The sequence below is a fragment of the Sphingorhabdus rigui genome, assembly GCF_014196595.1.
Taxonomy (GTDB): domain Bacteria; phylum Pseudomonadota; class Alphaproteobacteria; order Sphingomonadales; family Sphingomonadaceae; genus Sphingorhabdus_B; species Sphingorhabdus_B rigui.
In genome coordinates, this window is sequence record NZ_JACIEA010000001.1 from 1,161,157 (window position 1) to 1,173,814 (window position 12,658).

The 12,658-nt window shown below is 55.4% G+C and carries 8 protein-coding genes; 6 read left to right on the forward strand and 2 right to left on the reverse strand.

Annotated features, from left to right (window positions below; translation table 11 throughout):
• The first annotated feature begins 64 nt into the window (after nt 1–64).
• The 4 genes from scpA to GGR91_RS05290 are packed head-to-tail and all read left to right on the forward strand — an operon-like array spanning nt 65 to nt 5,592.
• The gene (scpA, locus tag GGR91_RS05275) at nt 65–2,188 is read left to right on the forward strand and encodes a methylmalonyl-CoA mutase (protein ID WP_183940736.1); all 2,124 of its coding nucleotides are present in this window, start codon (nt 65–67) and stop codon (nt 2,186–2,188) included.
• Entirely contained in the window at nt 2,185–3,192 is a 1,008-nt protein-coding gene (gene bioB / locus GGR91_RS05280) for a biotin synthase BioB (protein ID WP_183940738.1), read from the forward strand. Before scpA ends, bioB begins: the two co-directional genes overlap by 4 nt.
• 49 nt (nt 3,193–3,241) lie before the next feature.
• Complete coding sequence (locus GGR91_RS05285; RefSeq protein ID WP_183940740.1) at nt 3,242–3,571, forward strand: DUF1330 domain-containing protein; 330 nt, start codon at nt 3,242–3,244, stop codon at nt 3,569–3,571.
• Nucleotides 3,571–5,592 carry an acetyl-CoA carboxylase biotin carboxylase subunit gene (locus GGR91_RS05290; RefSeq protein WP_183940742.1) on the forward strand — a complete coding sequence of 674 codons (2,022 nt, stop codon included), beginning with the start codon at nt 3,571–3,573 and terminating at the stop codon, nt 5,590–5,592. The genes GGR91_RS05285 and GGR91_RS05290 overlap by 1 nt, the downstream gene beginning before the upstream one ends.
• 15 nt (nt 5,593–5,607) lie before the next feature.
• Here GGR91_RS05290 and GGR91_RS05295 read toward each other — a convergent pair whose 3' ends face one another.
• Nucleotides 5,608–6,375, reverse strand: coding sequence for a cyclase family protein (locus tag GGR91_RS05295; protein WP_183940744.1), 768 nt, complete (start codon nt 6,373–6,375; stop codon nt 5,608–5,610).
• 111 nt (nt 6,376–6,486) lie between these two features.
• Here GGR91_RS05295 and GGR91_RS05300 point away from each other — a divergent pair, with 111 nt between their 5' ends.
• Nucleotides 6,487–8,073, forward strand: a complete 1,587-nt coding sequence (locus GGR91_RS05300) for an MFS transporter (protein ID WP_183940746.1) — start codon at nt 6,487–6,489, stop codon at nt 8,071–8,073.
• 31 nt (nt 8,074–8,104) lie between these two features.
• Nucleotides 8,105–9,148, forward strand: a complete 1,044-nt coding sequence (gene alr, locus GGR91_RS05305; RefSeq protein ID WP_183940747.1) for an alanine racemase — start codon at nt 8,105–8,107, stop codon at nt 9,146–9,148.
• 88 nt (nt 9,149–9,236) lie between these two features.
• On the opposite strand, the gene GGR91_RS05310 is transcribed toward alr, so the two are convergent.
• Nucleotides 9,237–12,254: a TonB-dependent receptor domain-containing protein gene (locus tag GGR91_RS05310; RefSeq protein ID WP_183940749.1), complete on the reverse strand. Its 3,018-nt coding sequence runs from the start codon at nt 12,252–12,254 to the stop codon at nt 9,237–9,239.
• Nucleotides 12,255–12,658: the final 404 nt, after the last annotated feature.

Sequence of the window (12,658 nt, forward strand, 5' to 3'; positions counted from 1 at the left end):
AGCGCGCAGGTGGACTGTTATCCCGAAACATGTTCGGGATGACGATATCTTAGTTTGGAACAAAATGACGAATATCGACGACTGGAAAAAGGCGGCTGACAAAGAGGTTAAGGGCAAGGACCTGACTTGGCATACGCCCGAGGGTATTTCGGTGAAGCCACTGTACACCAGTGCGGACGCTGGCGACCCCGGACTTCCCGGCTTTGCGCCGTTCACGCGCGGCGTGCGTGCGTCGATGTATGCAGGCCGTCCGTGGACCATCCGTCAATATGCCGGTTTCTCGACCGCCGAGGAATCCAACGCCTTTTACCGCCGCAACTTGGCCGCCGGGCAAAAGGGCCTTTCGGTTGCCTTCGATCTCGCCACCCATCGCGGCTATGACAGCGACCATCCGCGCGTCGTTGGTGATGTCGGCAAGGCCGGTGTCGCTATCGATAGCGTCGAGGACATGAAAATCCTGTTCGACGGCATTCCGCTCGACCAGATGTCGGTGTCGATGACGATGAACGGCGCGGTCATTCCGATCCTGGCGTTCTTCATCGTCGCGGGTGAAGAGCAGGGGGTTTCACAGGCCCAACTCGACGGCACCATTCAGAACGACATCCTTAAGGAGTTCATGGTCCGCAACACATATATTTACCCGCCCGAACCATCGATGCGGATCGTTTCGGACATTATCGCCTACACCAGCGCGAACATGCCGAAGTTCAACAGCATCTCGATCTCCGGCTATCACATGCATGAGGCCGGCGCGACCGCGGTGCAGGAGCTTGCCTTCACAATCGCCGACGGCAAGGAATATGTGCAGCGCGCGATGGCCTCTGGCTTGGATATTGATGCGTTCGCAGGGCGGCTGTCCTTCTTCTTTGGCATTGGCATGAACTTCTTCATGGAAGTGTCAAAGCTGCGCGCCGCGCGCACATTGTGGCACCGCGTCATGGATGAGCTCGGCGCAAAGGACGAACGCTCCAAAATGCTGCGTACGCATTGCCAGACATCGGGCGTGTCGTTGCAAGAGCAAGATCCCTATAACAACGTCATCCGCACCACGGTTGAAGCCATGGCCGCGACCCTTGGCGGCACGCAGAGCCTTCACACCAATGCGTTAGACGAAGCCATTGCGCTGCCGACGGAATTTTCGGCGCGCATCGCCCGCAACACGCAAATCATCCTGGCCGAAGAAACCGGCATCACAAAGGTCGTCGATCCTTTGGGTGGCAGCTATTATGTCGAAGCCTTGACCGCCGAGCTGGTTGAACAGGCGTGGAAAATCATCGGTGAGGTCGACGAACTCGGCGGCATGACAAAGGCTGTCGCATCGGGCATGCCCAAGCGCCTGATCGAAGAAGCCGCCGCTGCGCGTCAGGCACGGGTCGATAAGGGTGAGGACGTCATCGTTGGCGTCAACAAATATCGCCTGGAAACCGAAGACCAGCTCGATACGCTGGAGGTCGATAACGACTTTGTCCGTCAGGGCCAGATTGCACGCCTTGCCGCCACGCGGGCGTCGCGTGATGAAGCGGCGTGTCAGGCCGCATTGAGTGCGCTGACCGAAGGGGCGAAGAGCGGCGCGAACTTACTGGCGCTTGCAGTAGACGCCGCCCGCGCACGCGCCACGCTGGGTGAAATATCCGACGCAATGGAGGCTGTGTTTGGCCGCTATGCAACCACCCCTGTGCCTGTGCAGGGTATTTATGGCAGCGCGCATGAATTCGACAAACGCTGGGCGCAAGTGCTCGACGGCGTCGCATCGGTTGGCCGCCGCTTGGGCCGCAAACCAAAATTGCTCGTCGCCAAAATGGGGCAGGATGGCCACGATCGCGGTGCGAACGTCATTGCCTCTGCATTTTCCGACATGGGCTTTGATGTTATCAGCGGGCCGTTGTTCCAGACACCCGAAGAAACCGTTGTTCTGGCGCTTCAGCATGATGTTGATGCCGTGGGTGCCTCCAGCCTTGCTGCAGGTCACAAGACACTGATCCCAGAGCTCATAAAGGGTCTGCGCGAAGCGGGGCGTGGCGACATCAAGGTCATTGCAGGCGGCGTGATTCCGCCGCAGGATTATGATTTTCTGCGCGAAGCCGGCGTTCAGGGCATTTACGGCCCGGGCAGCAACGTTGTTGAGTGCGCAGCCGATGTTTTGACGTTATTGGGGCACAACATGCCGCCTTTGGGAGAAGGCACATGACCGTCCGCACCGATTGGACCCGGGCAGAAATCGCGGCATTGTTTGACCTGCCGTTCGACGAGCTCGTCTATCAGGCACAAACCGTCCACCGCGCGCATCATGCGGCCGGGCAGATCCAGCTTTGCACATTGCTATCGATCAAGACCGGCGGTTGCCCGGAAGACTGCGGCTATTGCTCACAGTCCGTCAAGGCAGACAGCGGCGTCGAGGCGACCAAGTTGATGGATGTGCAGGCCGTATTGCAAAAGGCCGCCGAAGCCGCGGACTCTGGTTCGCGCCGTTTCTGCATGGGGGCGGCTTGGCGGAACCCCAAAGATCGGGACATGCCAGCGATTGTACAGATTGTTCAGGGCGTGCGCGCCATGGGCATGGAAACCTGCATGACGCTCGGTATGCTGACGCCCAAGCAGGCCGATATGCTGGCCGACGCAGGGCTCGATTATTATAACCACAATATCGACACCTCGCCTGAGCGGTACAACGAAATCATCACCACGCGGACGATGGACGACCGGCTCGACACTTTGGCCGAGGTGCGCCGTGCGGGCATCAACGTGTGCAGTGGCGGCATTGTTGGCCTAGGCGAGACACGCGCCGACCGCGTCGGTTTCATCCACACACTGGCGACCCTGCCGGCCCACCCCGAAAGTGTGCCCGTCAATGCGCTCGTGCCGGTAAAGGGCACCGTGCTGGGCGATATGCTCGCCGATACGCCACTGGCGAAGATCGACGACATCGAATTTGTGCGCACGATCGCTGTTGCGCGTATCACCATGCCGATGAGCATGGTCCGGTTAAGCGCGGGACGCGAAAGCATGAGCGAAGCGACGCAAGCCCTGTGCTTCATGGCGGGCGCGAACAGCATCTTTACTGGAGACAAGCTCTTGACCGCTGCCAATGCCGGCGACGACAAGGACGCCGCAATGCTGGCCAAGCTGGGGCTCGTGCCGATGGAGGCCGAGGAGCCACTGCGCGCGTGCAAGGCGTTGGAGGCGGCGGAGTAAGACGCATGAGCGCTTGTTGGAAACAGCTTTGATAGCCTCCGCAGATCCTATGCCGCATTCAGCGGCCACCAACGATTCGCCCGTGGCAAAGGCGTATGTCATCGCCGAGGTTGAAGTGCGCGATGCCGCTGCGTACGAAGATTACAAATCCGCCGTTGTCCCTATCGTTGCCCAATTTGGCGGACGTTACATCGTTCGTGGGGGACAGATCGAAAGCGTTGAGGGCAGCGATCCTAGCGGCCGCATGGTCGTCATTGAATTTCCGAATTTCACAGCTGCCCAGGCTTTTTTGAGGTCCGAAGAATATCGTCCTGTCGCTGATATCCGGCATAAGACAGCTATATCCCGCATTATGATTGTTGAAGGAACGCTTCCTTAATGTTCAAGAAAATCCTGATCGCCAACCGTGGCGAGATCGCTTGCCGTATCATCAAGACTGCGCGTCGGATGGGGATCGCGACTGTCGCGGTCTATTCCGATGCGGATGCACGTGCACCATTTGTGCAAATGGCCGACGAAGCGGTGCATATCGGGCCTTCGCCTGCTGCGCAGTCTTATTTGATTGCCGACAAGATCATCGCCGCGTGTAAGGCAACGGGCGCTGAGGCAGTCCACCCCGGCTATGGCTTCCTGTCCGAACGCACCAGCTTTGCCGAAGCGTTGGCCAAGGAAAACATAGCGTTCATCGGCCCGCCCGTGAACGCAATTGCCGCGATGGGCGACAAAATTGAGTCCAAGAAGCTTGCCATGAAAGCGGGCGTCAATGTCGTGCCCGGCTTTGTGGGTGAGATCGACAACACCGAACATGCGGTGCGGATTTCGGAAGAAATCGGTTATCCGGTGATGATGAAGGCCAGCGCGGGCGGCGGCGGCAAGGGGATGCGGCTTGCCTATAATGAGCAGGATGTACGCGAAGGCTTTGAAGCGACCAAGCGCGAAGGACTGAATTCCTTCGGCGACGATCGCGTCTTCATCGAAAAATTCATTCTCAATCCGCGCCATATCGAAATCCAGATATTGGGCGATCAGCATGGCAATATTTTATACCTGAACGAACGCGAATGTTCGATCCAGCGGCGCCACCAGAAGGTAGTGGAAGAGGCGCCTTCGCCCTTCGTCACGCCAAAGATGCGTAAGGCGATGGGAGAGCAGTGCGTCGCATTGTCGCGCGCGGTGGGCTATTATTCGGCGGGTACTGTGGAACTCATCGTATCGGGTGCCGACCCCAGCGGCGAGAGTTTCTACTTCCTTGAAATGAACACCCGTTTGCAGGTTGAGCATCCGGTGACCGAATGCATCACCGGCATCGATTTGGTCGAACAGATGATCCGCGTTGCCGCTGGCGAGAAGCTCGCCATGACGCAGGATGATATCAAAATCGATGGTTGGTCCATCGAAAACCGCGTCTATGCCGAAGATCCCTATCGCGGATTCTTGCCCTCAACAGGCCGCCTGACGCGCTATCGCCCGCCAGTCGCAGGATGGACTGAGGACGAGGACGCTAACGGCCGTCGCGGCGTCGAAGGCGTTCGCGTTGACGACGGCGTCTATGATGGCGGCGAAGTGTCTATGTTCTACGACCCGATGATCGCCAAGCTGATTACATGGGGCAAAACCCGCGACGAAGCGGCTGACTTGCAAATCGCTGCGCTCGACCGTTTCGAAATCGAAGGCCTTGGCCACAATATCGATTTCGTCAGCGCCATCATGCAGCATCCGCGTTTTCGTTCTGGCGAATTGACCACGGGCTTCATCGCCGAGGAATATCCAGACGGGTTCCACGGCGCGGCATCAACGCCGGATTTGGTCAAATCACTCGCGGCCATCGCTGGCTTCGTTGCGACGGCAGAAGCCGACCGCGCCCGCCATGTCGACGGCCAATTGGGCGACACGCTTGAACCGCCCGCGCGCTGGCAAGTGAAGATCGCTGACGCTGTCCACGATATCGAAATGGTCGATGGCGACATGCACGTCGACGGCGAACATTTCGATCTTTCGATGGAATATGATCCGGGTGATCGCTTGATCGAGGCGGAAGTCGGTGACGAAGAGCTGGCGGTTAAAATTGCGAAGATGCGGACTGGCTTTAAGCTAACGACACGCGGCGCAACCCATATCGCGCGCGTCTTGCCGGGGCATATTGCGCATTTGGCCGATCATATGATTGAAAAGATCGCGCCGGATCTGTCCAGATTCCTTATTTGCCCAATGCCCGGCCTGTTGACGACATTGCACGTCAATGCGGGCGATGCTGTGGAAGCAGGGCAACCGCTCGCCGTGGTTGAGGCTATGAAGATGGAAAACATCCTGCGTGCCGAAAAATCCGGGACGGTGAAAATTGTCAATGCGAAGGCCGGGGACAGCCTTGCCGTTGATGCTGTCATTCTGGAAATGGAATAATATGCGCGCGGTGGCTTAATCCAAAATCGCCACCGCCCTTATCCATCCGGCACTCGCACGTTCGATCTTCACGGGGAAGCATGACAGCGTAAAACCAAAGGCTGGCAATGCTTCCAAATTGGTAAGCTTTTCAATTTGGTAATAAGGCTGGATACGTCCGGCCTTATGTCCTTCCCAAATGATCGACGGGTCGCGCTTTTCGGCCCACCGCTTTGCGGTATGGCTGAACGGCGCATCCCAGCTCCATGCGTCGGTGCCGACGACCTCGACACCTTGAGAGGTCAAATACAGCGTTGCTTCCGCGCCCATGCCAACGCCTTGATCGGTAAAGTTATCCGTTCCGTAAACCGCTCCAGACTGCACCAGAACAATGTCGCGTGGTTGAAGGGTGTAGCCAATACGCTTGAGCTCCGCCTCGACTTCCTCCGCACTGACGACATGGCCAGCGGGCAAATGGGAAAAATCCAATTTCACGCCCGGTGCAAAAAATAGGTCGAGCGGCGCTTCATCAATCGATGGGGCAGGGCGTGCACCGGCATCAGTTGTCGAATGAAAATGCCACGGCGCGTCCATATGCGTTCCATTATGCGTGGATAGAGTGAGGCTTTCGACCGCCCAACCCTCCCCATCGGGAAGGTCATCCTGCGTGAGCCCCGGGAAGAACATTGCGATCTGTTCCCACGTATTTTCGTGCGTCATATAGGAAATCTGCGGCCGCATGACCGGCGGATCAGAAACGACATCGTTGGTAATCGGGATCGACAGATCAATAAATTGCGGCATGTTCTTCTCCTCGCCCAAATCGATAATCGCCCTTGTGGATAAGCGCAACAAGCCGCTTGAACGGCACGACATAGCGATTAAGACAGGCATGAGGGTTTTTAGGGGAATATCATGGCCGCTGCTGCCGAGAACGAAATCACACTTGATCCGAAACGGGACCGCCTGGTCATAACGGCGTCATCACTTGGCACTGTGTTCGAATGGTATGACTTCTTTGTCTACGGCATCCTTGCGGCACTGATCGGCAAATTATTCTTTCCTGCAGATAACCCAACCGCTGCAACGCTGGCTTCGCTGGCTATCTTCGGTGCCGGCTTTGGTGTTCGTCCGCTTGGGGCAATATTATTTGGCTATTTCGGCGACAAGATTGGACGGAAATATACATTTCTCGTGACCATCACGCTGATGGGCGTGGCGACAGCGGCGATTGGCCTGTTACCGACATTTGAGACCGCAGGGGTTTGGGCCGCAGGTCTATTGTTGCTGATGCGCTGTCTGCAGGGGCTGGCACTTGGCGGGGAATATGGCGGCGCGGCAATATATGTCGCCGAACATGCACCCGACGGAAAACGCGGCCAATATACCAGTTGGATCCAAGCGTCCGTCGCCGGCGGCTTTTTACTTGCGGTTATTGTCGTCCTTATCACCCGGCATGCGATGAGCACCGAAGCGTTTGAAGCTTGGGGTTGGCGCGTTCCGTTTCTGACATCGATCTTATTGCTTGCTGTATCGCTATATATGCGGCTCAAACTCTCGGAAAGCCCGGTATTTAAGGCGATGAAAGCCGCCGGAACCACGTCCAAAAATCCATTTGTCGAAAGCTTTAAATATCCCGGCAATATCGGACGTCTCTTCGTTGCGTTGTTCGGTGTTGCTGCGGGTCTGACCGTTATTTATTACACGTCACAGTTCGGCACGCTCTATTTCCTGACGGGCACGGCGCGCGTTCCAGAGGAAGATGCCCTTCTATATATGGCAGTAGGCGCCGCGCTCGCTGCGCCAACTTATGTTGCGTGCGGTTGGTTGTCGGATAAATGGGGCCGCAAGCGGATGCTTTTGTTAGGCTATGGCCTTTCCATCATCGGCGTATTTCCGATTTTCTGGATGATGGCCGATGCCGCCAACCCCGCACTTGCACGTGCGACCGTCAGCAACCCGGTTACGCTTTCCTTGCCGGCATGTGATTTCAACGTGCTCAACCGCACGCATGAGACCGAATGTGCGCAGGCGCTGAATTTCCTGACCAAGCGCGGGATTGCGTACAGCAAGCAGTCGTCCGAAACACTGGGGTTGAAGGTTGGGGATTCGCAGCTTCAGGGCTTTGACGAAAAAGCCTATGTCGCCGCATTGGAAAAGGCGGGCTATCCCGATAAATCTGATCCTGCCCAGCGGCAGCCATGGAAAATCATTCTCGCGGTGTTCCTGATGGTCGCGTTGTCGGGTATGACCTATGGACAGGTCGCGGCCATTTTGGTCGAAATGTTCCCGGCGAAAATCCGCTACACGTCCATGTCGATACCCTATCATATCGGCGCAGGCTATTTTGGCGGCTTTCTGCCGTATATCTCGCAATATATTGTGGCGCAGACCGGACAGCCTTTCTCCGGACTTTGGTATACGGTCGGCGTTACCGCATTGGCCTTTGTCGTTGCGTTGATTTGGCTGCCGGAAACGTCGGGAAAGACCAAGCTGGATTGACACGCAATGGGGTAGGGGCAAAAGGCCGCGGATGACCGATTTTGAACCCCCGCTGCGTTTAATCCTAGATGGCGACGCCCTCGCTGCGAATTGGAAAGCGCTTAACGCGCGCAGCGGTTCAGCGCTGGCTGGTGCAGCGGTAAAAGCCAATGGCTATGGCCTTGGCGCGCGCGAGGTCGCGGCGCGGTTGCGCGATGCGGGATGCCGAGACTTTTTCGTTGCCCATTGGGGCGAAGCCGCTGCGATCGCGGATATTATTCCTCCGGCCTGGATATCCGTCTTAAACGGCATTCAGGCCGCCGACATTCCGCACATACGCGCTTTAGGCACAGTGCCCGTGCTGAACACACCAGAACAGGTCTCGATCTGGCGCGCGTCAGGTGGCGGACGTTGCCACATCATGTTCGACAGCGGCATCAATCGGCTTGGCATCGGGCCGGAGCAGATGTCTCAATGTCGCTTGCAAGATATCGATGTCGATTTGCTGTTGTCGCATCTGGCGTCGGCGGATGAGGACAGCGCGCAGAACGAAGCACAACAACGCCTGTTTCGTGAACATGCGGCAGCTTGGGGCGCGAAGCGCCTGAGCCTTGCCAACAGTGCAGGGATCATGCTTGGCGCGGATTATCATTATGATCTCACGCGCCCGGGGCTTAGCCTTTATGGTGGCATAGCACGCTCCGGCATGGGGGCATTTATCAAGCCGGTTGCAAGGCTTTCTGCACGATTGCTTCAGGTACGGACGCTGCCTGCAGGTGCGCCTATTGGCTATAACGCGACGCATGTCTGTGGGAACGACACCACCGTCGGGACGATTTCTATCGGATATGCGGATGGTTATCTGCGTGCATTTTCCGGCAAGGGCAGTGCGCATCATGGCGCGGCCGCGTTGCCTGTTTTGGGGCGCGTATCAATGGACCTCGTGACAATCGATATCAGTGCGGCACCTGAGCTCCGCGAAGGCGACTGGGTCGACGTAGAATATGACTTGCCCACAGCGTCAGCGCTGACCGGGCTTTCCCAATATGAATTGCTCACCAATTTGGGGACGCGCTTCGCGCGCAATTGGCGATAGTTTGCTCGCGCGTTGTCGCGGCTTGCGATTAACCCAATAAAAAAGGGCGCCACATGGGCGCCCTTCTTTTTGCTGGGTCGTGATTAAACTAGAACCTGAAGTTTGTATTAACGAACCACTGGCGACCAGTATAGTCATAACCCGAGTATAGCGGGGCGTTACCAATTGTTGTGTAGTATGCTGTGATCTGTGGCGGATCCTTATCGAGCAAATTCCGCACGCCAAGAGTCATCTGGAATTTTTCCGTGATATTTAGCTGAACCGAAGCACTATGCTGGTAATAATCAGGCACTTCAAGTTGGTAACCTTCAGTCAAGATGCTAACATTTGCCTGGTTAACTAGACCGGTTGTACGGCTTGTTTGCAGATACTCTGCAGTACCGCTACTGCCATTAAACCATGACACACCATAACGGAACGTCACTGGCCCTGTGCGATAGGTGGCGTCGAAGTTTCCAACCAAATCTGGAACGTTCGTAGTCCCGTTGCTATCAAGCAAAAACTCTTCGGGAAAAGTTTTATCACTCTGCTCGGTGTACTTCGTCATGCTCGCGTTAAAAGTAAATCGACCACCGAACAGATCCGTCGCAAACCGACCCGTGAATTCATAGCCCTTTACGATATCCAGTGAAAGGTTCACGTAGCCGCTTGTCACAGTCAAAATCTGGTTTACGTCACGCTTTACAAACTTACAAAAACCTTCAGCTGGGTTGAAGTCGACCTCGCTGTAGCACCGAGATAGGATCGTCGATCCCGAAATCGAGGACACTCCGTTAGACACCTTGATATCGAAATAATCAACAGCAAGGCCCAAAGTTGTTGAGTTGGAAATGCGCGGTTGCACAACGGCACCTACCGACCAGTTGCGTGATGTTTCCGCTGACAAACCAGTTTCCGCACCACCACGCTGGAACAACGTAATGCTCGAATTCTGTTGGAATGTGTTAGGATCAATGCCGATTGACCGACAATTGGCAGCACGCTGCTGTTGAGCAGGAGTGTACGCGCTGGGGTTTGGGTTACCATTAAGGCGAGGGAAGTTATCGGAATCGCACGGATCGCTTCCACCACTACTAAAACCACTGGTTGCGCCCAAAAACTGCTCTGAAAGAGCAGGAGCACGGTAGGATGTACCATAGCTGCCACGAACGCCGAAGCCTTTAAAAAACTCCCATTCGCCTGCTACCTTATATGTGGTGTCGCTCCCGTATGAAGCATAGTCTGTATAACGGGCAGAAGCGTTCAAGCTGAGGTTTTGGAAAAACGGACGTTCGGAAACTATTGGAACGAAGACTTCGCCGAACACTTCCTTAACATTGTCAGTACCACGAGTAGGGGTACCGGCAGTCAAGCCAAGAAGATTACCGCTGATCGAGTTCGCATCTGGGGTGTCATCAATCTGCTGCTTGCGGTATTCTGCACCCAAGGCCAATTTTACGTCGCCACCGGGAAGAGCGAAGAGAGGACCATCGATGTTAAAGCTAGCCGTCGATTCACGAAACTTGGTGTTCCCGATCGTGTTAACAAGAATGTAATCACGAAATGCTTGGGGTAACTTACCGCCAATCACATCTGCGCTTAACCGAGGACCTGGTACACAGTTGACGTTTGAAGCAGCGCTGGCACAGCTCAGGACGCCAGTGGATGATTCCACAACGTTCATCGCATTTGCCATTCTGTCAATTAAGAAAGACTCGATCTCGTACGTCCCATCCGTCCAAGACTTTCCGACATACGCATCATAACGCCAGCCATCGAATGCAAAATCGCCACGGACGCCGGCGCCAGCTCGAACGTAGTCAACTTCTTGGAAGGAATCTGTAAGTCCAAAGCCTACAAAAGCACGGGCGGCAACCGGTTGACCGCTTGATACGTTGTTCGCGGCGAGAAACGTGCCTGTTCGGAATTCCACCGGTAGAAGAGGGCTGCCCCTCAAATAGTCTAATGACACCTGACGATATAGAAGTGATGAAGACTTACGGCGTGTAGCAAGCACCTCACCATAAATCTCTGCATTACCTAGAGCGTCCGTCTGATAGCTTCCGGCAAGGAATCCAGTGTAATTTTCAACCGGAGTAATCAGCTCTTCTTCCTGACTAGCAGGATCGAATGTGTCGCGGTCATATGTACCTACACCGAGATAACCAGGTGTCCCTCCAGCCGTTCCTGCAGCAGGGACGAACCTGCTAAAGGTGCCCGCAACGCCGCTTGTGCGACCAATAGCCGAGCGGCTCGGCAAGCCTAGTGTGTTAATGGTGACCCCGCCATTGTCGAGCGTGAAGCAGTTGCGGGGATCACCCAATGGGTATGGATCATCCGAGCCCAGAGGCGATGCTGCGTCAAGCTTGTAACCTGGAATCGGACAGCTTGTGAAGTCACGGTCGTTAAGACGCAAAGCTTCCCGCTTACGATACTCAAATGAGCCGAGCACATTGAAACGGTCATCACCGAAACCAAATGTCGTAGCGATCCGACGATCAACCCCAGCACCCACCTCAGGAACGTTGATCTGCGCGTCAAGTGTTACGCCACGGACTTTCTTGTCAGTCATAATGTTTACAACACCTGCAACGGCGTCAGAACCATAAATTGACGAAGCACCAGCCTTGAGAACTTCGATCCGCTCAACGATTGCGGTCGGTAGCACGTTAAGGTCAGCGGCAAGAACGTTGCCTCGGGTACCAGCAGGCGCAAGTCGACGGCCGTTCAGCAAAACGAGCGTTCGTGCGGGGCCAAGGTTACGAAGACCAAGCGTGTTTGCTCCGGTCCCACCAGCGGTTACAAAACCGCCATAAAAGTTGTTAATTTGTCCGGCGCCCGCGGTTACTACCTGGCTCTGCAACACGTCAGCAGCGCTATTGAAGCCGCCTTGCGTTATTTCTTCAGCGGTTACCACAGTAATTGGCTCGATTGTGCTGAATGTGTCGCGACGAATGCGCGACCCAGTAACTACAATTGCGCTGGATGCGTCTTCAACCGCTTCACCCGTTTTGACGACTGCTTCTTCGGCTTCATCTTCCTGCGCAACCTGTGCGTACGATGGAAAAGCGCCAAACAGCGCGAGGCTGACAGCGGACCCTGCAATCAACAAACGTGATTTTTTCATGAAAAAGCTCCCCAGCTTAAATGTTCATCTTCAATTAATACTTATATAAAGCGCAGACGGGTTGCATGTGCAATAGCGACGCTCAAGAAAGTCTGATTTTTGCGCTATTGTTGCCGACGGGCCACATAGGGAAAACTGCGGTAATGCCGCGACATTGCATCAAAATTTCATCAGGTGCCTTAGTCGCGAAATTATATAATGCAGCGTGCGAGAAATGCGTAGCAATTGATGTAAAGTGCAAAAGATCGCTATTCTGCAACGATATTTGCATGTCTGCTGAACGCCTCAATCCGCAAATATGTGAAGTAGACTGCAGGCGATGTTTTTTGTAATAAAGTTGCGTGCAACGACTGATTACGCGCGATTTTCGTTGCACGGCGCGCCGATGTTGCAGTGCACCACAG